The sequence below is a fragment of the Rothia sp. HMSC061C12 genome (assembly GCF_001815755.1).
Classification (GTDB): domain Bacteria; phylum Actinomycetota; class Actinomycetes; order Actinomycetales; family Micrococcaceae; genus Rothia; species Rothia mucilaginosa.
Window position 1 is genome coordinate 135,483 of record NZ_KV821875.1, and the last position, 25,496, is coordinate 160,978.

A 25,496-nucleotide genomic window follows, 5' to 3' on the forward strand; every position below is an offset into this window, starting at 1 on the left:
ACCACCTTACGGTTTCGTTTTCCCAAAGGTTGTCCTTGACTTTCTGATACGTTGTGAGTGAATAGATACCCAATCGCTAGGGCAGATTGGATATACCTTCATCTATTCTACCGAATCGGCTTTTTCTTCATTACTCATTTTAGCGCTTTCATACCAATCTTTGAGCTTCAAGATGTGCAACGACCACCAACAGCATCTTTTCATTACCTAGAAGCATCATTTCATGCACTTATGAGCAGAATTACGTTTTGCCTTATCAATAGCACTTTAAAACTTGCACTCCATCATCCAAGCAGCCCCGAGGCGAGTATGAGTGATTTTTCCCACGGGTTAAATTCGAGCGATTCTCATAAAGATTTAGAGGCTAATACGTACCAATTACCCCTCCCGCACAGACTGAACTTGCCCACCGCGCAAAAAGCGCCCCGGCGCGAATCCCTCAAGAATCCGCACCGAGGCGCCTTACAACAGGGGATACTCCCCCCGCCACTACGTATTCAATAACTGAGCGCAGTCAAAACGACAGCACGCCCAAGAACTAACGCAGTCTCAGAACTAGCGCTACCTCAAGAACTAGCGCAGGCCCAGGGGGCGTTCCATCGCCAGGGTCAGCAGCTCGCTAATCAGGTCAGTGTAAGAGATGCCGGTGTTCTCCCACATGGTCTTGTACATCGAAATCGGGGTGAAGCCGGGCATGGTGTTCACCTCGTTGATGACCAGGCGGCCATCCTCTGTGTAGAAGAAGTCCGCACGAGACAGACCCTCACCATCCAGTGCCAGGAACGCCTTCACAGCCAGCTCACGCAGGCGATCCTGCACGTCCTGCGGCAGGTTCGCCGGGCACACGGTCACAGCGGAAGACTCAGAAACGTACTTTGCCTCAAAGTCGTAGAAGCCATGGTCCTGATCCACAACCTCAATCTCGCCAGGGTAGGATGCGCGCGGCATCTCGCCGTGGTGGCCATCGAGCACAGCGCACTCGATTTCGCGGCCCACAATACCCGCCTCAATAATGATCTTCGGGTCGTGGCGGCGTGCCTCTTCAATCGCGGGCACGAGCTCCTCCACCGAATCCACCTTGGTAATACCGAAGGAAGAACCTGCGCGGGTCGGCTTCACGAACATGGGGAAGCCCAGCTTCAGCAAGCGCTCCAGGATCTGCTCGCGGTCCTCGTGCTCCCACTGGCGGTTGGTGACAACCTCGTAGGGGCCGACCTCCAGGCCAGCGGACTCGAAAGCAACCTTCATGAAGTGCTTATCCATACCCACAGCAGATGCGGTCACACCGCAACCCACATAGTGCAGGTCAGCCATTTCCAGCAGACCCTGCACGGTGCCATCCTCACCGAAGGGGCCGTGCAGCAGCGGGAACACAACGTCCACCGGTGCGGTGCGGGTAACGTTACCCTCAGCATCCACCAGGGTCAGGCGGGAATCGCCGGCACCCATCGGCAGGAACACCTGCTGGGTACCCTCGGGGAACTCTGCGGTACCGCGTGTGCCAGCAGTCAGCTCGGCAAGCTGCTGCTCGTCGGTCAGGTACCAGCGGCCGTCACGGGTAATACCGATAGTGATGACGTCGTAGGCGGTGCGGTCAATAGCGCCCAGAACGCCGGCAGCGGTAATGAGCGAAATCGGGTGCTCGGAGGAGCGGCCACCGCACAGCAGGGCGACGGTCTTCTTCTCGGTCATATATTTCTCCTAGTCAATGTTCCCCTACCCTTAGGTCCGGAAGGTGGAACGGCAATGCGTCAATAATCCTAACGCACGAATACCGTCGCGGTCACTGATGCGTTTCTCACGCGCCGGTTTTCCGCAACGGTATCCGTCCTTGGATGTTTACATTCAATCTTCTTCTAGTATGTCCTGGCACACAACCCGAATCAAGGGGTGCCAGCACACCAGAAAGCTTTAACCTTAGTGGCCCTCATGCTTGAGGCGGCGACCCAGCAGCTGAGGCGCCAACTCCTCAATGCCAATACGGCCCGAAAGCACAGCCACCACAGCCTCAACAATGGGCATCTCCACGCCGTGACGATGAGCCAACTCAGCCACCACCGGTGCCGACTTAATCGACTCAGCCGTCTGGCTCATGTGCTCGTGCAGGCGGTCAGGGGTAACACCCTGAGCCAGCAGGCGGCCCGCCGTGTGGTTACGAGACAGCGGCGAAGAGCAGGTCGCAATCAAGTCGCCCATACCGGCAAGACCGCTCATCGTCGCAGCCTCGCCGCCCAACGCCACCGCCAGGCGGGTAATCTCCGCCAGACCGCGCGTCATAATGGACGCCTTCGAGTTATCGCCGTAATTGCGACCTTCGCAAATACCCACGCAAAGGGCAATCACGTTCTTCACCAGGCCACCAATTTCAGTACCAACCACATCCGTGTTGGTGTACGGGCGGAAGTACGAGCACGCAATCGCGTGAGCAACAGACTCAGCCACCGGCAGGGTACGAGCCGCAACCACGGAGGCGGTAGGCTCCTCCCCCATGATTTCCTTCGCCAGGTTCGGGCCCGAAAGCACGCACACGCGGTGCGGAATATGGCCGATCGCGCGCAGATCAGCACCGCGCAGAGCCATGGATTCTTCCAGCTCCTCGGTAATGACCTGCGACATGCGCAGACCCGTACCGGTCTCCAAGCCCTTCGCCAAAGACACCAGCATGGCGTTCGGCTCAATATAGCGGGCGAAGCTCTGCAACTGCGAACGCAGAACCTGCGCGGGCAAGGCAAGAACCACGATATCGGCGCCGGTCAGCGCCGCGGGGGCATCCGCCGTGAAGTGCATGTTATCCGGCAGCTTCATTCCCGGAAAATAGCGGGCGTTCTCGCGGGTGCGTTCGCACTCAGCCATCACCTGCTCATCACGACCGATGAGGGTCACGCGGGTGTCATCGCCGCGCTCGCGGGTAGCGTCCGCCGCGATCTTAGCGAAAGCGGTGCCCCAGCTACCGGCACCGAGCACCGCAATAGACTGTACGGTTGCCGGAGGGGTAAATTCAGGGCTTGCTGCGGGGGTGCGTCCAAAGAAGGTCACGAAAACACCTGCCTCTCTTCCTTGTGAGGTTATTGTGCGAGTCCCTGACAGGCGCCTCAGCAAATAGCCGCGGCTTCTGTCAGGGCCTCTACGATTTTCCCATCTGGGATGCTACTTTTCGTCCGGTTCGCCGAGCGCGCCACCAACCGGACCCGAGGGGGTACCGGGTGCTTCACGACGCTTCGTGCGCGGGTTCCAACGACCCTCAGGAGCCTTCTCACCGCGGATCGTCTCCAGCTCGGCGGTAATAGCGTCCAGCATGGCGTCGGTGACCACGCCCAGTTCGGTGCGGGTGTGCTTAGCCTCGGGGCTGGTATCCTCAACGAGGGAGGCGATATCCAGCGCCTTGCCAACCTTTACGCGAACGGTCTTGCGCGGGAACAGCGAAATCTTACGCTTCTCCTTGATGCGGCCGTCCTCGCCAGCCTCATCCACGTAACCGAGAATCTGTTCATCACCCCAGTGCGCCACCGGGTAGACGGGCGCACCGGTCGCAAGAGCCAGACGAGCCGCGCCGGTACGCGCCTGCATGGGCCACAGCTGCGGATCATGGGTGGTGGTGCCCTCCGGGAAAATCACGACGGCACCGCCAGCCTCAACAATCTTGCGGGCAGTAATCAGGGACTTACGCGCATCCACCGAACCGCGAACCACAGGAATATGCGCGAGCTTGCGCATAATGTAGCCGAGCACGGGGGCGCGGAACAGCGAATCCTTCGCCAAGAAGCGCGGCAGGGCGCCCTCAACGAAAGCAGGGAAAGCCACAGTCACCGGGTCAAGCTCGGTGGTGTGGTTAGCCACGATAATGTACCCGCCGCTCTTAGGCAGGTTCTCACGGCCGGTAATCTCAACGCGCGCGATGAGCTTGTACAGCCCGCGCGCAGCGTTACCGAGCACCTTGTACAGAGCATCACCGGAGGCGGTGGGCTCAATCTCAGGCAGAGCCTGCTTTCCCTGCTGTCCGCTCACTAGTCCTGAACCTCAACTTCCTCGGGCTCAACAACGACGATTGCTGCATCGGGCTTGGGAGCCTTCGACGCCTTGCGTGCCAGCACCTCAAAGTTGGCACCCAGGCCCTTGAGCTTCTCCTCGAAGTTCTCGTAGCCGCGAGCAATCAGCTCAACACCGCTCACGTGAGAGGTGCCCTTAGCAGTCAGAGCAGCAATAATGTGGGAGAAGCCGCCGCGCAGGTCCGGAACCTCAATGTCGGCACCGGTCAGCGGGGTGGGGCCAGAAATAATAGCGGAGTGACCGTAGCCCTTACCCTCGAAACGGCAGGGCGTGCCGCCCACGCAGTCACGCATGACGACAATATCTGCGCCCATCTGCTTCAGCGCGTTGGTGAAGCCGAAACGCTCCTCGTACACGGTCTCGTGCACGATGGACGCGCCCTTAGCCTGAGTCAGCGCCACGACGAGGGGCTGCTGCCAGTCGGTCATGAAGCCGGGGTGCACGTTGGTCTCAAAGACGATGGGCTTCAGCTGAGCTCCGGGGGTGCGCTGAGCCGGGTGGGTAAAGCGGATGCCCTCGGCGGTCACCTCGTACAGGCCGCCCATCTTGCGGAACTGGTTCAGGAACGCGGTCATGTCCTTCTGGGCTGCACCGCGCACGAAAATGTCGCCGCCGGTAGCCAGCGCCGCAGAAGCCCAAGAAGCAGACTCGTTACGGTCGGGCAGGGACGCGTGATCGTAGCCGGTCAGCTCGTCCACGCCCTCAATGACGATGGTGCGGTCCTCGTTAATGAAGATAATCGCGCCCATCTTCTGCAGAACAGCAATCAGGTCAATAATTTCGGGCTCAATCGCTGCGTTGCGCAGGATGGTCTTACCCTTAGCGCGCACACCGGTGAGCAGGACCTGCTCGGTAGCGCCCACGGAGGGGTAGTTCAGCACAATCTCTGCACCCTTCAGACCCTCTTCGGGAACAATCAAGGTGGTGCCGGTTTCGTCGTCCTTCTCAACGACTGCGCCGAACTTGCGCAGCGCAGACATGTGGTAGTCGATGGGGCGGTCACCGATCTTGCAGCCGCCCAGGTTGGGGATGCGTGCGGTACCGAGGGTGTGTAGCAGCGGGCCCACCATCAGAATCGGGATGCGGGAGTTACCACCGAAGAGCTGAATCTCCTCTGCGTTCTTTGCGGCGGTGGTTGCATCCTGTGCGGGGTTGAGGGTCAGAACACCAGCTTCGCGGTCGTAGTCGACCTTTGCACCGTGCAGCTCCACGAGGGTGGTAACGATTTCGACATCGCTCAGGTCAGGGACGTTACGCAGGGTCGAGGGGGTCGAACCGTGCAGTGCTGCGACCATCGCCTTGGGCACCAGGTTCTTGGCGCCTCGAACGTGAACCTCACCAACGAGCGGAGTGCCACCTTCAATGCGAAGCTTGCTGATGTTCTCAGTCATTAAAAATCCTTTGTGGAGTCGGCTGGTTTAGGCCGAACTTTAACAGTGTGCCGATGCGCCGCGTTCTGTCGTGCCGCGCCCCTGCCGGTAGCAGGGCGAAACGGGCGCATATATTCATCATTATTCTAAGCCCTGCGTAAAGGTGCTCCAAACACTGAAGAGCCTTTGGAACTTGTGACTGAGATTTTGCTCTGTTGTGTATGTGAAAAACCGCTCTGACCCCCTCAGATTCAGAGCCAGAAAAAACAAAAAGATACACAAATATTCACACTAATGCAAACATTTTCTGTTTCTTCGCCGAAATTTGACGTTAGTTTCGTCTTTTTAACGTCCGAATTTGAACTTGAGAGCAACCTCACCCCTACAATAACGTGCACACTCGTGCCCACTGAACGGCGCCTCCGCTCTCACGGAGGAGCCAATCAGCTCTACACTGCGGCATAGGCGCCGGCACCGACCTTGCACCCGCGCAGTACAGAGCCTCACAGGAGGGTGCGTGGCGTGCATTCACTGCATAAACCTTTGCGATGGTACCCAACCAAAACGGTTCGGCTTCCTGATTCACTTCAACTTCAAAAATTCACTTCAACATCACCGTAAATATTCGAAAGTCAACTAAAAACCAGGGCCCATCGCAACCAACCACAGGTCGCTTCGCGGCTGCATCCGCGAACTACCGGAGGACCCCAAATATGACACATCACAACACTGCATCACGCATTTCGCGCCGTCGCCTCGTACAGGGTACGGCATGGAGTGCCCCCGTTATCCTCGCCAGCGCAACCGTCCCTGCATGGGCGGCAAGCGGCGAGCCCACCTGCTCCCCCGCTCTGACCCTCAAGCCGACCGCAACCGGCTTCGACGACAAGGCTGGCGCATACACCGAATGGCTCGTCCCTGAAGGCGTTGGACGAGTACGATTCGACCTCGTGGGAGGTGCTGGCGGTGCCGCATCTTCCTTTACTCCCCGATACCTGACCGACGTCACGAACGCGGCCCTGGCTGGCGGCGGTGCCGGTGCACAGCTCAGCGGTGTTCTTGCGGTCAAGTCCGGCGACATCCTGCGCGTCTGGGCGGGTAACGGCGGCGTCGGCTCCGCAGCCGGCGCGGAGCCCGCACTCGGTGGCGAAGGCTACGCAGCCGGCGGCGACTCCACCGGCTCCAGCACCGCAACCGGCGCAGCGCAGGTAGTGGACACCGATAGCGGCTACGTGTACGGCGCGTCCGGCGGCGGCTCCTCCGCGGTCGAGCTCGTCCGCGACGGCGCAGTCACCGTCGTAGCCGTTGCCGGCGCTGGCGGCGGTGGCGCACAGCTGGGCACCCTCACTACCCACCAGCGCATCTTTGACGCGCAGCCCAAGGACCAGCTGAACCCGGCACTGCGCGTGGCACTGGACGGCCGTGACGCATCCACCACCGCAGGCGGTAGCGCAGGCGGCGACCTGGGCACCGACAACACCGGTCAGGGCGGCATGCTCATGGCAAGCCCCTACCAGGAGTTCAAGCCCCTTGAGGAGGACGACAAGACCCTGGACATGCGCTTCATGGTCACCGGCGGTACCGCTGGCCGCTCCGGAGTGGCGGGTACCCTCGGTGAGGCGCTGGTCGGCATTCTCGACGAGAATAACGAGCTGAAGCTCCAGCCCATGTCTACCTCCTGGTTCGAATCGTACAGCTTCCCGCGCTACTACCTTTACCAGGGCGACTCCGTGCATGAGGGAGAGAAGGGCACCGGCGGTGCGAACGCAACCGGCTCTTACCGCGGTAAGGGCGGCTCCGGCGCGCTGCTTTCCCGAACCCACGGCAAGCTCTCCCTCACCTCCGTAGCATCCGGTGGTGGCGCCGGCTACGGCGGCGGAGGCGCAGGCCTGAACATCTGGACCGTTGGCTCATACTACGAGGGCGTTTTCGGCCGTCAGGTGCAGTTCGAGGGCGAAGGCAACATCTACTCGCTCAGCGCCCTGAGCAGCGGCGGCGGCGCAGGCGGCAGCTACATTAACCACGAGGTGGTTTCTGACTTCGCTCTTGCCACCGCACAGAACGCGAACCCGACCGCGGGTGTGCGCTCCCCCGGTTCGGCGGCGCTGTACAGCTGTACCGAGAACGCAACCTTGAACACCCCCATCACTGAGGGTGCCTAAGCTCTAGGTATTGAATAAATACGCCTCCCCGGAAGTTCCGGGGAGGCACATTCATATGTGTGCCAGGTTTTTGGGTACAGAAAAGCTCGAAGGCGGCGACTGAATCAGTCGCCGCCTTCGAGCTTTATATATCTACGGCTTAGAGTTCCCCTACTTAGAGCTCCTGAGTGCGGGGCATCCAGGAGGGGCGCTTCGCCTCGTACGCTTCAATAGCTTCGAGGTTCTGCAGGGTCAGACCGATATCGTCCAGGCCCTCCATGAGGCGCCAGCGCACGTAGTCGTCAATCTCGAAGGGAACAACCAGCGCGCCCACGGTTACGGTCTTGGACTCCAGGTCAACGGTGATTTCGGTGCCGGGCTCGTGCTCCAGCGCCTTCCAAATCAGCTCGATATCGTCCTGTGCAACCTGTGCGGTGACCAGGCCCTGCTTACCGGAGTTGCCGCGGAAAATATCGGCAAAACGAGCAGAGATAACGACCTTGAAACCGTAGTCGCGCAGCGCCCACACGGCGTGCTCACGCGAGGAACCGGTACCGAAGTCCGGGCCCGCAACCAGCACGCTACCGTGCTTGTAGGGCTCCTGGTTCAGGATGAACTCGGGGTCCTTACGCCAGTTAGCGAAGAGGGCATCATCAAAGCCAGTCTTGGTCACTCGCTTGAGGTAGACGGCGGGGATGATCTGGTCGGTGTCAACATTCGAAGAACGCAGCGGCACGCCAATGCCGGTGTGCTTAATAATGGGTTCCATAATGGCTCCTTAGCTATAGCGGCGTGCTAGGCCACGACGTCGGACGGGGCGGACAGGGTACCGCGCACAGCGGTTGCGGCGGCGACCACCGGGGAGACCAGGTGGGTGCGGCCACCCTTGCCCTGGCGGCCCTCAAAGTTACGGTTCGAGGTGGAGGCGCAACGCTCACCGGGTGCCAGCTGGTCGGGGTTCATGCCCAGGCACATGGAGCAGCCGGCGAAGCGCCAGTCGGCACCGAAGTCCTTGAAGACCTTGTCCAGGCCTTCTGCTTCTGCCTGCGCGCGGACCTTCTGGGAGCCAGGCACGACCATCATGCGCACGTTCTCGGCGATGGTGCGGCCACGAACGATGTCCGCTGCGGCGCGCAGGTCCTCAATGCGGGAGTTGGTGCAGGAACCCAGGAAGACAACATCCACGGGGATTTCCTTCATGGGGGTGCCCGCCTCCAGGCCCATGTATTCGAGGGCGCGTTCTGCTGCGACCTTGTCGTTCTCGTCCTCGAAGTCGTCCGGGGAGGGAACGGCGTGGCTCAGCGGAATGCCCTGACCGGGGTTGGTACCCCAGGTGACGAAGGGTTCGAGCTCGTCAGCGTTGATGAAGATTTCCTTGTCGAAGACGGCGCCTTCGTCGGTGGGCAGGCTCTTCCAGTACTCGACTGCCTTGTCCCACTCTTCACCCTTGGGCGCGTGCTGGCGACCCTTGATGTACTCGAAGGTGATCTCGTCGGGGGCGACCATGCCGGCGCGTGCGCCCGCCTCGATGGACATGTTGCACATGGTCATGCGGCCCTCCATGGAGAGGGAGCGGATCGCGGAGCCGCGGTATTCGAGCACGTAGCCCTGACCGCCGCCGGTACCGATCTGCGCGATGACGGCGAGGATGATGTCCTTTGCGGTCACGCCGGGCTTGAGGGTGCCTTCAACGTTGATTGCCATGGTCTTGAAGCGTGCCAGGGGCAGGGTCTGGGTCGCCATGACGTGTTCCACCTCGGAGGTACCGATACCGAACGCGAGAGCGCCGAACGCACCGTGGGTGGAGGTGTGGGAGTCGCCGCAGACGATGGTCATACCGGGCATGGTCAGACCCAGCTGCGGGCCGACCACGTGCACGATGCCCTGTTCCTCGTCACCGAGGGAGTGGATGCGCACGCCGAATTCCTTGGCGTTGCGGCGCAGGGTCTCGATCTGGGTGCGGCTGGTCAGGTCGGCAATGGTGCCGAAGATGTTGTCGGTGGGGGTGTTGTGGTCCTCGGTGGCGATGGTCAGGTCGAGGCGGCGCAGGGGGCGGTTCTCGATGCGCAGGCCTTCGAATGCCTGGGGGGAGGTCACTTCGTGCAGTAGCTGCAGGTCGATGTAGAGCAGGTCGGGCTTGCCGTTTTCACCGGGGACGACGACGTGTGCGTCCCAGACTTTTTCTGCCAGGGTGCGCGGACGGGTGCCCGCGGTGGTTGCGTTCTGTTCGCTAGTCATGCTTTCTCCTGCTTGATGCGTTCCTACGGTGGATGCGTTCGGTGTGGTGCGTGCCGCAAGTTTGCGGAGTTGAGGGGCGGATTATGTACCCGATGGGATCCTCAAACCGGTATTTCTCTGCGGCGTGTCGCGTATTTTTTCACGAATTCTTAGCCTGTGAGACGGCCTAGAAACACCCCGAACTAGCGAGTGTTTTTATGTGGGTTTACTCTATGACTCCAGGGTAATTTTGCGAGATTATTCGCATTTTTCTGCGTCTTTTCGCATATTTTCACCCACAAACCCACATAAACACTTATTATGAAAAGCTCATAATTTATCCCGTAGGGGGTGATTCCATCTTCAGCTCTGCACCCCAAAGAGTCCATGAAGTCCGGGGTATCTTTCATATTCTGAGATAGAATATAAGAATGACTCCTTCCGCCTCACGTTTTAACGCACACGGAATGCGTCACCCCAACGCATCCACACACCACAACGCACCGATTGTTGACCCCGTCAAGCCGCCCGAACACATGGCAGCCGACGAGCAGATGGTAGAGGTACACTCCCACGGCTCCTCCGGCGTTGGCGTGCTCGACAAGGCGACCCTCATTCTTGACTGCCTCGAGGCAGGCCCCGTATCCCTGGGCGACCTCGTCAAGGCAACCGGTTTGGCACGCCCCACCGCGCACCGCCTCGCCGTGGCGCTGGCTCACCACCGCCTCGTGGCCCGCGATGTGCAGGGACGCTTCATGCTCGGCCCCCGCCTGACCGAACTCGCATCCGCCACCATTTCCGATGAGCTCATCACGGTGGCAGACCCGATTCTGCAGAAGCTCAGCCTCGAAGCTGACGAGTCCACCCAGCTGTACCGCCGCCAGGGCGACTGGCGCGTATGCGCGGCAACCGCGGCACGCCCCTCCGGCATGCACGAATCCATCCCGGTCGGTACCCAGCTGTCCATGCAGGCTGGTTCCGCCGCCCAGGTTCTGCTGGCCTGGGAAGACCAGAACCGCATTGTTGAAGGCCTGCGCGATGCGCACTTCAGCGCCGCCATGCTCGCGGCTGTGCGCCGCATCGGTTGGGCGCAGTCCGTGGGTGAGCGCGAGCGCGGTACTGCCTCGGTCTCTGCTCCGGTGCGTGCGCCCGGCGGCAAGGTGATTGCTGCGGTGTCTATCTCAGGCCCGATTGACCGTATGACCCGCCAGCCGAACCGCAACTACCCCGAGCTGGTCGTTAAGGCTGCTCAGGCGATTACGGACGGTCTGCGTGAGCTTGCGGCGTCTCAGCAGGCTCCCTGCGCTGAGAGTACTGAAGGAGACTAAGCTTCAGTAGCGTGTAGATCTAACGAAAAGAATCCCTCCCTGCCTCGTTTGAGGTGGTGAGGGATTCTTTTGTGTGCTCTTGCTTCTCGGAAGCTGGTCCGCTAAATGTCCAGCGCCTTGCGGTAGGCGTTCAGGCGCTTTGCCTCCTGCTGTACCGGTGCGACCACGCAGGACTGCACTGCCTTCTCCACGCCGGTCTGCAGGCGGCCCCGCAGTTTGCGCGCGTAGTAGCGTGAACCCATGGCTGTGAGCAACCTGCCCACGCCCGCCGAGGCGATACCGAGGAGTATGCCCAGCAGCAGAAGCAGGGTCGGCAGGGGCACCGGGGAACCCTCGGGGGTCGGGGCGGGCGGCAACTGAATCTGCAGGTACGCCATGCCGGAAATCAAGGTCAGCCAAGCAACACCCACCAGGGCGCTGAGCAGCGCAATCCACTGCAGGGCGTTGAAGATAACCCAGGGGGCGCGGGTGCGGCCCAGACCGTAGTCGATGCGCACCATGTCACGTTCGAGCAGTTCGGGTAGCTCCGCCTCGCGGGAGAGCGCGGCTTCCTTCATGCTGCGCTTCCACGGTTCGTCGATGCGGTTCGCCATCTGCTTGCTGTACTGGCGCACGGCGTTTGCCATGCCCGCCTTCTGGGCGGCGCTCAGCGGAGGTAGCGAGGATGCCACCAGCTCGGGTGCATTCTCGCTCTCGGAGCCGAGCATGCCCGCGGACTTCTCAGCCTTAGAGGTGCTCTTCGTTTCGTCCTGCTGTCCCAGGTGCAGGCGGCGCAGGGGGTCGGCCTTCAGGCGGCTCATCCAGCGGGTGAGGATCCAGCCGGTGTGCTGTCCCGCGGCGCGGCGGTAGGAGGCGGTTGCCGCCTGCAAAACCTGCTCAGCCTGGCTGGAGGTGTAGCACGCCTTCACGAGCTTCTGTTCCGCTTCGAGGGCGTAGGCTCCGGCGAGCACGGTTCCCTCTCCCCCGGCATAGGTGCGCAGCTGGGAGGCGGTGGCGTGCAGCTGCGCGTCGGTTCGCTGCAGGGATAGGCTCTTGGCGGCGGCTACCTGGGCGAGCAGGTCACGCAGCACGTCGACGCCCTCACCGGTTCGCGCGGAGACGGCGATGGGTGCGGCGAGCAGGTGCGCTTCGGTGCCCTCGGCCTGGAGCAGGCGGGTGAGGGATGCGAGCACGGCGGGCACCTCGGCGGGTGCAAGCTTGTCCGCCTGGTTGAGCACGCAGAGCGCCTGCGCGCCGGAGGCGGCAAGCGGCACCATGAAGTCGCGGTGGATGACGGCGTCGGCGTATTTTTGGGGGTCGACAACCCAGACGAGTACGTCTACGTAGCGCATCATGCGGGCGGCGAGGTCGCGGTTGGTGGTGGTGACCGAGTCGAAGTCGGGCATGTCCAGCAGGATGAGGCCGCCGGTGCGGGTGCGCATTTCGCCGCGTCCGCCTACTGCACGGCGGATGCGGTTGAAGAGTCCGGGAGCCGGTTCGGTGACGGCATTGGGTGCCGCTACTCCCCCGCCAGCCCCGTTACCCTCGGTTGCTTCTCCTTCTGCGGCGAGCGCCTGAGTTTGCGGGTAAACGCGCTTGTCGATACCGAGCCAGTCAAGTAGCTCTTCGCTGCCTTCTGCCTCCCAGATTGCCGCCTGCACGGTGGAGGTGGTCGGGCGTGTGGGCGCGGAGAGGGCAATGTTCTGCCCGGCGATGGCGTTGAAGAGCGTGGATTTGCCGCTGCCGGTCGCGCCGAAGAAGCCGATGACGGTGTGTTCGGTGGAGAGTTCGCGGCGCTGACTGAGGCGTTCGAGGGTTTCGGCGGCGTCAAGCAGGACGGTTTCGGGGACTCGCCCTTCACCGTAGCTGATGGCGTCTTTCAGGGATGCGACGGAGCGAGCGAAGGGCGAGGTCGCCACGGCGGGGGTGGCGCCTCGCTCGGCGTTGCGCTCTGCGCTGGCGTTCTCGAGTTTGTTCTCGGGGGTAGTCATAGTGCGTTTTTCTTCGTCTGTGGTGCGCGGTGAGGTGGTGCGCAGTGTGGTTGTGCGCTGTGGAGATGATTTGGTGACAGGCGGTTGAGCGCGCTGCTCCGACTATGCTGTAGCCGACCAGGGGGTCTGCGTGCCCTTTGCCTGCGCACCCTTTGTCTGCGTGCCCTTTGCCTGGGCAGCTTGGCTCTGCGCGCTCATTTCTGCGGCGATTGCCTGTACCTGTTCGGCGGCGCGGTGAATGTCCTCAGCATCAGCCTGCGGGTCGGTTTCTTCCAGCACGGCGGTGAAGGGCTGGGCGTGCTCGGTGAGCAGATCCGCCATGCGTTCGAGCAGGTCGGTGCGGGCGCGGGTTGCCATGCGGCGCACCGCGTCTTCACCGAAGATGGACTCGAGCAGTTTGGTGCCGACCACGCCGCTACCGCCGGCAATACCTGCTTCAATACCGGTAATGCCGCCGGTGAGGCTGAACGCGGCGACCATGAGCATCACGGCGGTGGCGTTCACGCCCAGGGAGAGGAAGCGGGCGCGTTTGCGCTTGTCGGCGCCTTCTTCACGGATCATTTCGAGGACGGAGCCCTGCCAGAGGCGAATCTGTTCGGCAACGGCTGCGGAGAAGATGTCCTCGGCGGATTGCACTTCGCCCTTCGCTTCGTTGCCCTTCGCCTCACCGTTTGCGCCTGCGTTCTGTTCGGGCGCGGCGGAGGCCGTCTGCGGCGCAACAGAAACAGCCTGCGGCGCATCAAGGCGCGCCAGCAGGGAGCGTCCGGCGCGGCTGGCACGCCAGCGGGTGCGGGTATTTTCGGAGGCGCGGGCGGCCGCATCCAGCACGACGGCGTGGATGCCGCTTTCGAGGGCGTCTTCTACCTTCTGGGCGGCGGCGGGCTGGCCTCGCAGGGCGGAGCCGACGCGGTCGCGCAGGCGACCGATGGTGCTGTCGAGGGAGCGGAAGAAGTCGCCGGTTCCCACGAAGTCGTGCCAGCGCGAGAGCACTTCGCCGCGTAGCAGGGAGCCGTCGGAGAGGGCGCCGTCGATGGTGGTCAGCGCGTCCTCGTATTCTTCGGCGACGATGGTGGCAAGCGACTGGTGCGCCGCCTGCTGGCGTGCCTGTTCGGCGGCGAGCACCTGCAGGTTTCCGGCGAGGGTTTCGACGGCACCGGCGAGGGTCTGCCGGGCGATGGCGGCGCGGGCGGGTGCGTCGGCGCCAAGTTCGCGGATCCACAGGGTCAGCGGGGCGAGGCTGACGGGGGCGAGCATGCCGCTTGCGTCGCGGGGCTGTTCGGTGACGGTGTGAATCAGTACGGCGTGGATTCCCGCCTCGTCGAGCATGCGTCGCAGGTCGTTTTCGATGGCTTCTTCGTCGCCTTCGGGCACGCGGTTGAGCACCACGGCGATGGCGATGGAGCGTGCGGCTGCTTCGTGGAGCAGTTCCCAGGGCACGGCGTCGGCGTAGCGGTTGGCGGTGGTGACAAAGAGCCACAGGTCAGCGGCGGAGAGCAGTTCCTTGGCGAGGGTGCGGTTTTCCTCGGAGACGGAGTCGATATCGGGTGCGTCGATGAGCGCGATGCCCTGCGGTAGCGCCGAGGTAGTAATAGGAATGAGGGCGCGCGCGATCTTCGGGTCGAGGCCGGGTAGTGCCTGCGATCCGGCGTTCATGCCGGAGGTGCGGGTGCGCGGCAGGGTGGGCAGGAAGCGTTCGGGTGATAGCGCCGCTTCGTCTTCTGCGCGGTGCAGGAGTACGGGGTGGCGGGTGGTGGGTCGAATCGCGCCGGACTGGGTGAGCGGTTCGCCGAGCAGGGTGTTGACGAGGGTGGATTTGCCGGCGCCAGTGGAGCCTCCGACCACGATGGTGAGGGGGTTATCGACGCTGGCGCTGCGCGGCAGGATGTAGTCGTCGAGTTGGCGTGCCATGGCGGCGAGCAGGGTGCGCGCGGTGGCGGTGCCGTGCTCGGCGGTACCGTCGTGGGTGACGGTGTAGGGGGTGCCGGGGGTTTCGCCGGCTTCTACGTCGAGCGGGAGGGGGATTCGAGTGAGCAGTTCGCGAGCTGCTTTGAGCTGCGCATAGTCGGTGGTAGTCACAGCGCTATTGTCCCATAGGGTGCACCTGCTTCATGCCATGTGTAGGCGTTGCGGTGGGCGCGTTGCGGTTGCGGGTTGTTTGGGGGCTCATATTGAGGTGTTTTTGATAGGTGTTTGGACAACCTGAAGAGGTTGAGATACTACTTGCACACCGCGTGCAACAACTCCAATTTATGATTTATTCATAAGAAGAGCAGGTGGGAAAATCCTTGAGTTTCCGCGGGAAAAAAGCACATTTTAATGCGGTTACCCGGAACACATTGGTACGTTTTATAACCCGCATAAAACGGGCAAATATTAAGATTTGATAACTTTTTACGCTCAAGCGCAGATATGGTCATTTTGAACCTGAAAGTACGCTTAGAATCGTTGAGCACGACATACAGGCAGGTCATAATCCACACCGAATCCCCAGGAGGTTTCTGACCTGCCCTTCGTATCGCATCCGTACTCACCGCGGTATGCGATACCCACCGGGAATGCTCACCGAACCCTCACGCAACTACATTCACAATTTACTGCCGTTGAGGTTCACTGCATCCGAGCTACCCGCATACTGTCTGCCCATCTTTACTCTTGCGAAAGGTTGCGTATGTTCGGTTCGCTGTCACGGCGCCATCTTCTTGCTCTTTCTTCCGGAGCAGCATTGAGCGCACTCGCAAGCGCTTGCAGCCCCAGCGCAGTTTCTCGCCCTCAACCACTCGCTAACCCTTCCCCTACTAAGGCTGCTCCTCAGAGCTCCCAGACCAAATCTGCGACCACCACGCGCAGCATTACGTACGCCGAGCCCCTGCCCGCATCCGCCCTGGACGGTCGCGGACCGGCTCTTCTGCCGGATCAGTTCTTTGAGCGTTCCGGAAATTTCTCAAACGGCACCCTGAGCCATCGAGCCGTCAATGTCCCCCGCCCCACCATGCCCCCGGAGGCTAAAGAGCGCACCGTCGAGGGCCTGCACGCCTTTCTGCAGTACTGGGGTGCGGCGCAGAACTACATGCTCCTCACCGGCGATACCGACCCTTTCATGGGTCTGCCCGGCCAGGAGCACTTTAGCAACATGGCGCAGATGTACCGCGATATCTACCGCTACAACATTGGCTGGCTGGTCTCTAAGAACAACCACCCCATGTGCATTAACCTGAGCTCCCCGCAGCCGGTGCCCGCTACCGAGCAGGACGTCTACTGCTGGAAGGCGACCCTGAAGGTGGACGAGAACGCGTTCTTGTTCAACCATGAGACCCGTCAGCGTGAGCAGCTCACCGGTATCTACGGCAGCAATCAGAAGGCGGATGCTTACGTCTACTTTGGTGAAGAGGGCTGGCAGATGCTGGAGGATCCGAAGTCTTCCCCGAGTGCTACCGCCACCCCTGCGGCTACCGCTGAACCGTCCGCGAATATTCCGAGTGCGCACCCGACCCCGAATGAGGGCCCCCCTTCTAAGGCGGCTCGTTATATTCGAGGCTCAACCTAAAGCTTCTTTACATCCGTGCCTCAAAGAACCCGTCATATTGGGTGATATGAGGCACGGATGAGGGCTTTTATTTGTGTGCCACGCGTGAAATCTATAGGCTAGGGCTAGATGAGGTCCGCCCATTTTTGCCTCAATACGCGTCTACTCGCCCTGCGGGTGACTGCTTCGCGCCCTCCTGTAGGGGCGTGATGTTAGGCTGAGAATTGGAGCGTGAGCTCTTCACTTATCACCGATACTTCCGCATCACAGCACATTCAAGGGGATCACTATGATTCACAGCCGCCGCCACTTTATTGCGCTCACGGGCACTGCCGCCCTGGGTGCGATGCTTGCCGCTTGCGGTTCCAAAAAGACTGCGGAGGCGACCGCCTCCCCCACTCCTTCCGCTTCGATTGCGGGTGCCTACGATAACCTGTCGGGCGAGCTGAAATGGACCAAGTACGTTGCCGGTACCGGTGCTGCTCCGATGAGTAGCACCGACCCGGAGACCGGTCAGGTCTACACGATTGAGCCGACCGCCGGCCCCGCGAGCGTTGATTCTAAGGCGAGCGCCGTGCCCATCCCGGTTGAGGATGAGACCATGTACGAGAAGAACGCCCGCAGCCTGCGCGCCACCTTCGCGTATTTTGCGGCGGCGGTGAACTACGCCCGCATGACCGGTGATCCCGGTCCGGCTCTGCAGGTGGTTCAGGCTCAGAACTCTACCAACCGTGCGGCGCTGGAGAAGCTGCGCGCCTTCTATGCGCCCGGCACGAACTGGCTGGTGGGCGGCGAGTGGACTTTCCGCCTGACCGATAAGCAGCCGACGACCCGCGGCACTAAGTATGCGTGGGCGTGCACCGTAACTCAGGCGCACGGTATGCAGGTTGAGAAGGCGACCAATACGACCAAGCCTCTGGAAGACACTGAGGCACAGGAGATTAAGGCTCTCTACGCTGAGTACGATGAGGAGGCGAAGCGCTGGTTGGTGATTTCGCCTCAGCAGTACGATCCCGCGTTGACTCCGAAGCCGACTCAGACTCCGCGTGCTCACCCTTCTTCGACCTATACCCCGACGGTGACTGATGACAGCACCGTGGCGGCTAATGCTGGCGCACACACCGGCGCGAATACTTCGGGTAACGGCGCGGCTCAGGGCACTGCTCAGAATGGTGCCGCGCAGAACGGTGGTGCGCAGGCTCCTTCCGCCCAGAACGGTTCCCGTCAGTACACTGGCTCCCAGAACGGTGGTGCGCAGAACGGTGGCGCACAGGCCGGCACCGGTCAGGGTGGCGCGGCTCAGGCTCCTCAGCCTGCCGCGACCCAGGCGCCTGTGGCTACCGCGCAGCCTGTGGCAACTCAGCCTGCCGCTGCGACGGTTCAGCCGAGCGCAGCGCCCGGTGCTCCTGATCCCGGTGCCGCTCAGCCCGGTGCCGCTGGTGGAGATGCTGCTCCCGGCGCTGAGGCGCCCGGCGGTATTCCTGGTGAAGGCGCACAGTAGCCCCTCCTCTAACAGACGATGAACGCATCCCCTCCTTCGCTACCCTCATCTGGTGCGATGCTCCCGCTGGTTCCACTGAGTTCACTGGCTACGGTAAGTTCGCTGATGGGCGGCATATCACGCTCATTTGAGCGCTGGTACGCACGGGTGTGAAGGCGGGGGCGCGTTATACTTAGGACTGTCTCTAGAGGGATGTCCGCGTGTGATATCCACTCGTCGAGGCGTTCTCTCACTCGTCTCTCACCTGAGATTCTCACTCGAAAGGTACTCCGTGGCGCTTTTCCCCATGACCTCCGGGCTTCCCAGTTCCACTACCGGCATCAGCCGCCGTACTGCTCTGCGTTACGCGGGTGCGGGCGTTGCGGGCGTGTCTTTGAGCGCCCTACTGGTTGCGTGCGGTGGTTCTTCTTCCACTAGTGAAAACGCTGATGCGGATACCCCTCAGATTTCCCCTTCGGCTTCTTCGCGTACTGATTTTAGCGGCGAGGTCACCTTCGATAACTACGAGAAGAAGGGTGATTTCATTCCGGCGACCGAGTCTGCTCCCGCGCAGAACGTGCCGTTCCCCAAGCGTCCGGCGAGCGCTTCGGAGAACTCGGTGCAGGGTCTATACGATTCGATTGCGTTCGTGTATGCGGCGATTAACTACCTGGTGCTGACCGGTGATGCGGCTCCGCTGCGTGAGTCGAAGGCTGATGAGAAGTTCGTTGCTTCGTTCTCGTCGTTTATGGATGAGTCGAATGAGAGCTCGCAGAATCGTGATTGGTTTGTGTCGCCGAAGGTGACCATGTCTGCATTCACTGCGGTTCCTGCGCTGGTGAAGAAGAGCGTGCAGTGGACCTTTGATCTGGTGATTGATTTGGGTCCGACCGTGGTGATTGACGGTGCTCCCGCGGAGATGTCTGAGAAGGTGCGCCGTACTGAGCGCGGCTTGGTGATTACCGGTGTGCGCCACGATAATGACTGGACTTTGACTATTCAGGATGAGTACGAGGCTCAGGCGTCGGCTCAGCCTAAGAATGGTGGCGCTAATGGTGGTGCCGCTAACGGCGGTAATGCTGGCAATTCCGGTAACTCCGGTAATGGCGGCAATTCTAATGGTGACAACCTTTAAGCCCTCAGATGGATGAGGCATCATGCCCTAACTCGCACTCGGGTTAGGGCATGATCTGTTTTACTCTGGTAGTAACGAGCTTTCCTGGATTCAAGGTTTTTTCTCTTATGTCTTCTTTTTCTCAGTCTTTCTCTCGCCGTTCTCTGCTGCGTTTGGGCTTGGGCGCATCCGCTGTTGCGGGTTCTGCGGCACTGTTGAGCGCGTGCGGTTCGGGCGGCTCTAGCCAGCAGTCGGGTTCTCAGGGTGGTAGCCTGAACGGTTCGAAGTCGAGCGCTAACCCGAACGGGTACAGCGATGATGGTAAGAACTATTCGGGTCTGGTGGAGTACACCCACTATGAGGGTGCGGTGAATTATGAGCAGGGTACGGTGGATCATCCGCCGCGTAATGCTCCGAAGCCGAAGGTGACTGATGCTCTGTCGGCAAATACGGTGACGGGTTTCCATGAGGCGATTGCTTATTTTGCGGCAGCTATGGATTATCTGGTGAAGACCGGTAGCACGGATGCGTTCTCGACCGGCATTCAGCTGTCGTCGAAGACTCGCTCTGAGGTGGATGCTCTGTCGGCTTCTATTCTTGCGGGTGTGGAGAAGGGTTCCTGGTATGTGAATCCGTCGGCTTCCTATGCGCTTTCGAGTGCGCAGCCGTCCATTATGAGTGATGGCAACCTGCTGTTTAAGGGCCGGTACACTCTGGACTTCGGTACGGAGGCGGTGGCTGAGGGTAAGATCCAGCCGGTGGTCGCCTCGGCGAGCGCTTCTGCTGAGCCTACTGAGCCGTCCGAGGATGCGCTGGTGTCTGATGCGGCGTCCCCCACTGCTTCGGCTTCTGCTTCTGCTACTGCGGCGGGTCCTGCTTCTCAGGTGACGGTTCAGGAGTGCGATTTCCGCGGCCGCTACCACGCTGATTCTAAGATGTGGGAGCTGAGCGTGGCGTACGGTGCCACTGTTCAGGGAGGTACCGCCCAGGGAGGCGCATCCACCGCGAGTGCTGCGGCGTCTGGCGCGGCATCCGGTTCGGCTTCTGCTTCTGCCGCCGCTTCTGCTGAAGCTTCCACTGAGGCGTCCGCCACTTCCGCGGCGTCATAGTTCGTCATAACGCTTTTATCTGCGAGGCGCTTCTCACGCTTCGTCCACTCAACTCTGTATCCTGTTGGGTTTGCGGCTAAACTGGTTGCAATCACCGACTGACTGAAAGGTATCACTATGTCCGAGAACCTGACCCGCCGCGCGGCGCTGGGCGTACTGGGCGTCAGCTCCATGGCTTTGCTGGCGGCTTGTGGCTCTAAGGCTACTTCTGAGGCGTCTGCTTCCGCTTCTGGCTCTGAGAGCGCTTCTGCTGCTGCTTCTGAGTCTGCTACCGCTTCGCCCTCTGCTTCTGCATCGGCGTCTGCTTCCCCTTCCGCTTCTGCTTCGGCTTCGGCTACTGCAACGAACTCTCCGCTGCCTAACGACAATAAGGATTACAGTGGCGTAGCGAAGCTGGAGAAGATGGAGGATCACGGCGAGTACCAGCCGGGTAATGCTGAGCACCCGCCGCAGAACGTGCCGTCCCCGATTGTTCCGGAGGCTATGCACCAGAATTCGGTGGCTGGCTTCGCGGCGGCTCTGGCGTACTTCGGTGCGGCGTTTGAGTACCTGCTGCGTACCGGCGATATGCACTACATGAACGAGGTCAGCACCGACCAGGAGACCCTGGCGGCGATGAAGAAGTACGCGGACTCCACCAAGGCCGGTATTGATGAGAAGAAGACCTGGTACGTGAACCCGACCGCTACCCTGACTATTGGTACTAAGCAGCCGGTTCTGGCTCAGGGCGCGTACAACTGGACCGTGACGTTGAACGTGGACCTGGGTGAGAAGCTGTTCAAGGACGGCAAGGAGCAGACCGTGGCGGCTGATAAGCGTCACGTGAAGATGTTCGGTGAGGCTGTTGGCCGCTACCTGAACAACAAGTGGGATCTTCACATGGACATCAACTAGTCCTCTGAGGCTGGTTTTCTCCCCCGCTTTTAGCGTTGTGCCGTCTCAGGATGCGGTTTTCTACTGTTTTTTCCATTGATGGCAATAAAATTTGTGGCTCCAGCTTGCGGTGAACGGAGTTCACCACTACTCTTATATACAGAGGTTGTCTTTTGGGCTACATAATGTTTCTAGAGAGCGCCGCACATTCATCATCCTTTGTCGAGAAAGGGTTTGTGCGGCGCTTTTCTGTACCCTCTTTCTGAACCTCGTTCCTTGAGGTTTTTCTCTGGCATTATTACGAACTGTGACCGCAGGTTTAAACCTGCCGCCGGTGAGTAGTAGAGTTGCCACGTAACCGATTATTCATTGCGGAGACCCCATCGCGGCTGGCCTCCCCCCAAGCTCATGAAGGAGCACCCCATGGCAAAGATTCTCAACAGCATTGTTGAAGCAACCGGCCAGACCCCCCTGGTTAAGCTGAACCGACTGGACGAGGGTCTTCCCGGTAACGTAGCGGTCAAGCTTGAGTTCTACAACCCCGCTGGTTCGGTTAAGGACCGTATCGGTCGCGCCATCATTGACGCTGCTGAGAAGTCGGGTGCGCTGAAGCCCGGCGGCACCATTGTTGAGGGCACTTCCGGTAACACCGGTATTGCGCTGGCTATGGTGGGTGCTGCTCGCGGTTACCGCGTCATCCTGACCATGCCGGAGACCATGTCTGCTGAGCGTCGCGTGCTGCTGCGCGCTTACGGTGCTCAGATTGTGTTGACCCCGGGTACCGAGGGTATGCGCGGCGCTGTGGAGAAGGCTAAGGAAATCGTTGCGACCACCGAGAACGCTATCCTGGCGTCCCAGTTCTCCAACGAGGCGAACCCCACCATTCACTACAACACCACCGGCCCCGAGATTTGGGAAGCAACCGACGGTAAGGTCGACATTTTCGTGGCGGGTATTGGCACCGGCGGCACCATCTCCGGTACCGGTAAGTACCTGAAGGAGCAGAACCCGAACGTTAAGGTTGTTGCGGTTGAGCCGAAGGACTCCCCGCTGCTCTCCGAGGGTCGCGTTGGTCCCCACAAGATTCAGGGCCTGGGCGCTAACTTCGTTCCCGACACCCTGGACCGCGGCATCTACGATTCGGTGACTCCGGTCAGCGCTGAGGACGCTATGCGCACCTCCCGCCTGCTGGCTACCCAGGAAGGTATTCTGGGCGGTATTTCTTCCGGTGCGGCTGTGTGGGCTGCTCTGGAGGAGGCTAAGAAGTCTGAGAACAAGGACAAGCTGATTGTGGCTATCGTTCCCGACTTCGGTGAGCGTTACATCTCTACCGCTCTGTACGAGGATATCCGCGGCTAATAGGCCCCGGTCTTCGGCACCCCTCCCCGTGAGGCCGCCATCTAGAACAGTACGCAGTGTTCGACGCTCCGTCCCGGTTGCATGCCGGGGCGGAGCGTTTGCGTTTTCTCGCGATGCTCCCCCGCTGAGACCCGCCCGAGCCCGAATATTACGTTCCGCACGCAATTGTGACCGAGATGTTAAAGAGAGCACTCACTATGACGACGACAGAGTTCGGGAATAGGTGAATGAGCACCGTTGTTGGTACCTTTGGAAAGGTCGCATACACAGAGCGCGACCGATGAGGGAAAGGGAACCCATGAGTTTTATTGCGCGTCTGCGTGAAGATATTGAGAACGTCCGCCAGCACGATCCTGCTGCGCGCGGCGCTGTCGAGATTGCGCTGAACTATTCGGGTATGCACGCGATTTGGGTTCACCGTCTGACCCATAAGCTCTGGCAGAAGGATGAGACGAAGGCTCTGGCTCGTACTCTCTCGCAGTTTGCTCGTTTTCTGACCGGTGTGGAGATTCACCCCGGTGCGACCATTGGCCGCCGTTTCTTCATTGATCACGGCATGGGCATTGTGATTGGTGAGACCGCTGAGGTTGGTGACGACGTGATGCTGTACCACGGCGTGACCCTGGGCGGTCGTTCCCTGGAGAAGGTGAAGCGTCACCCCACTATTGGTGACCGTGTGACCATTGGTGCCGGTGCGAAGGTGCTGGGCCCGGTGGAGATTGGTGCCGATAGCGCTATTGGTGCGAACGCTGTGGTCGTCAACGATCACCCCGCCGATTCGATTATTACCGGTATTCCGGCGAAGCACCGCCCGCGTACCCCGGAGAAGAAGAAGCCGCTGGTGGACGCTGTGGAGTACATTGACCCCGCCATGTGGATTTAGTGCTTGTTAGCGTTTTGAGGCGGTAGAGGCGCACCTGACGGCTCCTCACTAGGCTCTAGGCTCTGCTGGCCTTCTCCCCCGCTATGCCCCTCAAGATGCCCCTGAGACTCCCCTGAGATACCCTGATGCATCTCGGGGGCGCCCCATCAAGACATAACGAAAGCCCGCCTTCGACCGGATTCTCATCCAGCCGAAGGCGGGCTTTGACGTATTCAGCTACGGGAGCTTAGTGAACGTGAATGTCCGCTGCGTTCACCTCGGAACGGTCACCGCTCCACATGGTGTGGAAGGCGCCCTCTTCGTCAATACGACCGTAGGTGTGTGCACCGAAGAAGTCACGCTGACCCTGAATCAGGGATGCGGGCAGGCGGTCGCGGCGCAGGCCGTCGTAGTAGGACAGTGCGGAAGCGAACACCGGCACGGGGATGCCCAGTGCGGTTGCCTTAGCCACCACGCGACGCCAGGAAGGAACGAGCTCCTCCATGAGGTTCTTGAATGCGGGTGCCAGCAGCATGTTTGCGGGTGCTTCGCCTGCGTAGGCAGCCATGATGTCGCCCAGCAGCTCGGCGCGGATGATGCAGCCTGCACGCCACAGCGATGCGATGGTGTCCAGCTTCAGGTCCCAACCATATTCCTTGCCTGCGCGGGTGAGCAGGTCCATGCCCTGTGCGTACGCAACGAGCTTGGATGCGAAGAGTGCACGGCGCACATCCTCAACGAACTCGGGGTCGCCTGCACCGATGCCGGTGGTTGCAATCAGGCCTGCGGGCAGTTCGCGCTGTGCCTGCTCGCGCTGCTCACGCTCAGAGGAGGAGAGGGCGCGTGCGAACACGGACTCAGCGATAGCGGAGACGGGGGAACCGAGGTCCAGGCCAGCCTTAGCGGTCCACAGGCCGGTACCCTTCTGGCCAGCTGCGTCAACGATAACGTCGACCAGGGGCTTGCCGGTCTTTGCGTCTACCTGTGCGAGCACCTCTGCGGTGATTTCGATTAGGTAGGAGCTCAGGTCGCCTTCGTTCCAGGTCTTGAAGATTTCTGCCTGCTGTGCCGGCTCAATGCCTGCAATGGAGCGCAGAATGTCGTAAGCTTCGCCGATAACCTGCATATCGGCGTACTCGATACCGTTGTGGACCATCTTCACGAAGTGGCCCGCACCGTCGGTGGAAATCCATGCGCAACAGGGTGCCCCGTCCTGGGGTGCCTTCGCTGCGATCTTTTCGAGCAGCGGGCCCAGGTGCTTGTAGGACTCTGCGGAGCCGCCGGGCATCATGGAGGGGCCCCAGAGAGCGCCCTCTTCGCCGCCGGAAACGCCAACGCCTACGAAGTGCAGGCCCTTTTCAGCCAGGGCGTGCTCGCGACGGATGGTGTCGGGGAAGTGGGAGTTACCGCCGTCGATGATGATGTCACCCTCGTCGAGCATGGGGGTGAGCTGCTCGATCACTGCGTCGACGGGTGCGCCCGCCTTGACCATAATCAGGATGCGGCGGGGAGACTCGAGGGAGTCGACGAGTTCCTGCAGGGACTCGGTACGGATGAAGTCGCCGTCTGCGCCGTGCTCAGCCAGCAGTGCGTCGGTCTTCTCTACGGAACGGTTGTGCAGTGCCACGGTGTAGCCGTTACGTGCCAGGTTGCGGGCGAGGTTTGCGCCCATGACAGCAAGGCCGGTGACACCAATCTGTGCCTTCTTGTTTTCAGTCATGTATATAAGGATACGCGCTGAGGGCAGGCTATATATAGGTGGACTGCAGTTTTATGCCCCGGGGACTGGCACTTCTGGCCGGATTTTCTTCTGAACCCTTGAGTAAGTCGTTTCTAAACCTTTGAGCGAAGCGTTTCTAAACCCTGAGCGAAACATTCTGGGAGCCGGTACGAGGGTAAACAAAAACCCCGGCACCTTGCGGTACCGGGGTAATCAGTGGGTCCTACCGGGATCGAACCGATGACATCCACGGTGTAAACGTGGCGCTCTACCAGCTGAGCTAAAGACCCGTAGTTCTCACTGATTCGTTTTCGTTTCAGTGGCGAACACAAGAGAAAACTATACGGGCTTCTGGTGTGGCATGCAAATCGAAAACATGTGTT

General features: G+C 60.7%; 18 protein-coding genes and 1 tRNA gene. 9 read left to right on the top strand and 10 right to left on the bottom strand.

Annotation, left to right across the window (positions count from 1 at the left end):
- Nucleotides 1-573: 573 nt before the first annotated feature.
- From HMPREF3055_RS07615 to murA, 4 genes are all read right to left on the bottom strand, one after another.
- Nucleotides 574-1,692 carry a D-alanine--D-alanine ligase family protein gene (locus HMPREF3055_RS07615; RefSeq protein ID WP_070738775.1) on the bottom strand — a complete coding sequence of 373 codons (1,119 nt, stop codon included), beginning with the start codon at nucleotides 1,690-1,692 and terminating at the stop codon, nucleotides 574-576.
- Nucleotides 1,693-1,917: 225 nt separating this feature from the next.
- The gene (locus HMPREF3055_RS07620) at nucleotides 1,918-3,036 is read right to left on the bottom strand and encodes an NAD(P)H-dependent glycerol-3-phosphate dehydrogenase (RefSeq protein ID WP_070738776.1); all 1,119 of its coding nucleotides are present in this window, start codon (nucleotides 3,034-3,036) and stop codon (nucleotides 1,918-1,920) included.
- A 111-nt stretch (nucleotides 3,037-3,147) separates the two neighbouring features.
- The gene (locus HMPREF3055_RS07625; RefSeq protein ID WP_049347432.1) at nucleotides 3,148-4,005 is read right to left on the bottom strand and encodes a lysophospholipid acyltransferase family protein; all 858 of its coding nucleotides are present in this window, start codon (nucleotides 4,003-4,005) and stop codon (nucleotides 3,148-3,150) included.
- Nucleotides 4,005-5,438: a UDP-N-acetylglucosamine 1-carboxyvinyltransferase gene (gene murA / locus HMPREF3055_RS07630; RefSeq protein WP_049347430.1), complete on the bottom strand. Its 1,434-nt coding sequence runs from the start codon at nucleotides 5,436-5,438 to the stop codon at nucleotides 4,005-4,007. Before murA ends, HMPREF3055_RS07625 begins: the two co-directional genes overlap by 1 nt.
- A 692-nt stretch (nucleotides 5,439-6,130) precedes the next feature.
- On the opposite strand from murA, the gene HMPREF3055_RS07635 reads away from it, so the two are divergent.
- The gene (locus tag HMPREF3055_RS07635; protein WP_070738777.1) at nucleotides 6,131-7,579 is read left to right on the top strand and encodes a transcriptional initiation protein Tat; all 1,449 of its coding nucleotides are present in this window, start codon (nucleotides 6,131-6,133) and stop codon (nucleotides 7,577-7,579) included.
- Nucleotides 7,580-7,733: 154 nt separating this feature from the next.
- Here HMPREF3055_RS07635 and leuD read toward each other — a convergent pair whose 3' ends face one another.
- Nucleotides 7,734-8,327, bottom strand: a complete 594-nt coding sequence (gene leuD, locus HMPREF3055_RS07640; protein ID WP_005505627.1) for a 3-isopropylmalate dehydratase small subunit — start codon at nucleotides 8,325-8,327, stop codon at nucleotides 7,734-7,736.
- A 26-nt stretch (nucleotides 8,328-8,353) separates the two neighbouring features.
- Entirely contained in the window at nucleotides 8,354-9,796 is a 1,443-nt protein-coding gene (gene leuC / locus HMPREF3055_RS07645; RefSeq protein ID WP_049356655.1) for a 3-isopropylmalate dehydratase large subunit, read from the bottom strand.
- A gap of 410 nt (nucleotides 9,797-10,206) precedes the next feature.
- Between leuC and HMPREF3055_RS07650 the strand changes: the two genes are divergently transcribed.
- Nucleotides 10,207-11,103 (top strand): IclR family transcriptional regulator, encoded by an 897-nt coding sequence (locus HMPREF3055_RS07650; RefSeq protein ID WP_371326332.1) that lies wholly within the window; start codon nucleotides 10,207-10,209, stop codon nucleotides 11,101-11,103.
- Nucleotides 11,104-11,204: 101 nt separating this feature from the next.
- On the opposite strand, the gene HMPREF3055_RS07655 is transcribed toward HMPREF3055_RS07650, so the two are convergent.
- Together HMPREF3055_RS07655 and HMPREF3055_RS07660 are read right to left on the bottom strand one after the other, a co-directional pair.
- Nucleotides 11,205-13,073, bottom strand: a complete 1,869-nt coding sequence (locus tag HMPREF3055_RS07655; protein WP_070738779.1) for a GTPase — start codon at nucleotides 13,071-13,073, stop codon at nucleotides 11,205-11,207.
- 102 nt (nucleotides 13,074-13,175) lie between these two features.
- Nucleotides 13,176-15,149 carry a dynamin family protein gene (locus tag HMPREF3055_RS07660; protein ID WP_070738780.1) on the bottom strand — a complete coding sequence of 658 codons (1,974 nt, stop codon included), beginning with the start codon at nucleotides 15,147-15,149 and terminating at the stop codon, nucleotides 13,176-13,178.
- 646 nt (nucleotides 15,150-15,795) lie between these two features.
- On the opposite strand from HMPREF3055_RS07660, the gene HMPREF3055_RS07665 reads away from it, so the two are divergent.
- The 7 genes from HMPREF3055_RS07665 (at nucleotide 15,796) to epsC (ending at nucleotide 23,414) form a co-directional block, all read left to right on the top strand.
- Complete coding sequence (locus tag HMPREF3055_RS07665; protein WP_246826922.1) at nucleotides 15,796-16,617, top strand: DUF6318 family protein; 822 nt, start codon at nucleotides 15,796-15,798, stop codon at nucleotides 16,615-16,617.
- A gap of 268 nt (nucleotides 16,618-16,885) precedes the next feature.
- Complete coding sequence (locus HMPREF3055_RS07670; protein WP_070738782.1) at nucleotides 16,886-18,097, top strand: DUF6318 family protein; 1,212 nt, start codon at nucleotides 16,886-16,888, stop codon at nucleotides 18,095-18,097.
- A gap of 271 nt (nucleotides 18,098-18,368) precedes the next feature.
- Entirely contained in the window at nucleotides 18,369-19,211 is an 843-nt protein-coding gene (locus HMPREF3055_RS07675) for a DUF6318 family protein (protein WP_049360362.1), read from the top strand.
- A 107-nt stretch (nucleotides 19,212-19,318) separates the two neighbouring features.
- Nucleotides 19,319-20,299, top strand: a complete 981-nt coding sequence (locus tag HMPREF3055_RS07680; RefSeq protein WP_070688460.1) for a DUF6318 family protein — start codon at nucleotides 19,319-19,321, stop codon at nucleotides 20,297-20,299.
- Nucleotides 20,300-20,416: 117 nt separating this feature from the next.
- Nucleotides 20,417-21,193, top strand: a complete 777-nt coding sequence (locus HMPREF3055_RS07685; RefSeq protein WP_012903318.1) for a DUF6318 family protein — start codon at nucleotides 20,417-20,419, stop codon at nucleotides 21,191-21,193.
- A 402-nt stretch (nucleotides 21,194-21,595) separates the two neighbouring features.
- A complete protein-coding gene (gene cysK, locus HMPREF3055_RS07690; protein ID WP_005505601.1) occupies nucleotides 21,596-22,531 on the top strand; it encodes a cysteine synthase A in 936 nt (311 codons plus the stop codon).
- A 298-nt stretch (nucleotides 22,532-22,829) separates the two neighbouring features.
- Nucleotides 22,830-23,414: a serine O-acetyltransferase EpsC gene (epsC, locus tag HMPREF3055_RS07695; RefSeq protein ID WP_005505599.1), complete on the top strand. Its 585-nt coding sequence runs from the start codon at nucleotides 22,830-22,832 to the stop codon at nucleotides 23,412-23,414.
- A 226-nt stretch (nucleotides 23,415-23,640) separates the two neighbouring features.
- Here epsC and gndA read toward each other — a convergent pair whose 3' ends face one another.
- Both gndA and HMPREF3055_RS07705 read right to left on the bottom strand, forming a co-directional pair.
- The gene (gndA, locus tag HMPREF3055_RS07700; RefSeq protein WP_005505596.1) at nucleotides 23,641-25,113 is read right to left on the bottom strand and encodes an NADP-dependent phosphogluconate dehydrogenase; all 1,473 of its coding nucleotides are present in this window, start codon (nucleotides 25,111-25,113) and stop codon (nucleotides 23,641-23,643) included.
- A gap of 217 nt (nucleotides 25,114-25,330) precedes the next feature.
- Nucleotides 25,331-25,403, bottom strand: a tRNA-Val gene (locus tag HMPREF3055_RS07705).
- Nucleotides 25,404-25,496 lie beyond the last annotated feature (93 nt).

Bases quoted from the DNA above. Each gene is read 5' to 3' on its own strand.
- HMPREF3055_RS07615 (WP_070738775.1), bottom strand. From the start codon at position 1,692: ATGACCGAGAAGAAGACCGTCGCCCTGCTGTGCGGTGGCCGCTCCTCC.
- murA (WP_049347430.1), bottom strand. From the start codon at position 5,438: ATGACTGAGAACATCAGCAAGCTTCGCATTGAAGGTGGCACTCCGCTC.
- HMPREF3055_RS07635 (WP_070738777.1), top strand. From the start codon at position 6,131: ATGACACATCACAACACTGCATCACGCATTTCGCGCCGTCGCCTCGTA.
- leuD (WP_005505627.1), bottom strand. From the start codon at position 8,327: ATGGAACCCATTATTAAGCACACCGGCATTGGCGTGCCGCTGCGTTCT.
- leuC (WP_049356655.1), bottom strand. From the start codon at position 9,796: ATGACTAGCGAACAGAACGCAACCACCGCGGGCACCCGTCCGCGCACC.
- HMPREF3055_RS07650 (WP_371326332.1), top strand. From the start codon at position 10,207: ATGACTCCTTCCGCCTCACGTTTTAACGCACACGGAATGCGTCACCCC.
- HMPREF3055_RS07655 (WP_070738779.1), bottom strand. From the start codon at position 13,073: ATGACTACCCCCGAGAACAAACTCGAGAACGCCAGCGCAGAGCGCAAC.
- HMPREF3055_RS07670 (WP_070738782.1), top strand. From the start codon at position 16,886: ATGATTCACAGCCGCCGCCACTTTATTGCGCTCACGGGCACTGCCGCC.
- HMPREF3055_RS07680 (WP_070688460.1), top strand. From the start codon at position 19,319: ATGTCTTCTTTTTCTCAGTCTTTCTCTCGCCGTTCTCTGCTGCGTTTG.
- HMPREF3055_RS07685 (WP_012903318.1), top strand. From the start codon at position 20,417: ATGTCCGAGAACCTGACCCGCCGCGCGGCGCTGGGCGTACTGGGCGTC.
- cysK (WP_005505601.1), top strand. From the start codon at position 21,596: ATGGCAAAGATTCTCAACAGCATTGTTGAAGCAACCGGCCAGACCCCC.
- epsC (WP_005505599.1), top strand. From the start codon at position 22,830: ATGAGTTTTATTGCGCGTCTGCGTGAAGATATTGAGAACGTCCGCCAG.
- gndA (WP_005505596.1), bottom strand. From the start codon at position 25,113: ATGACTGAAAACAAGAAGGCACAGATTGGTGTCACCGGCCTTGCTGTC.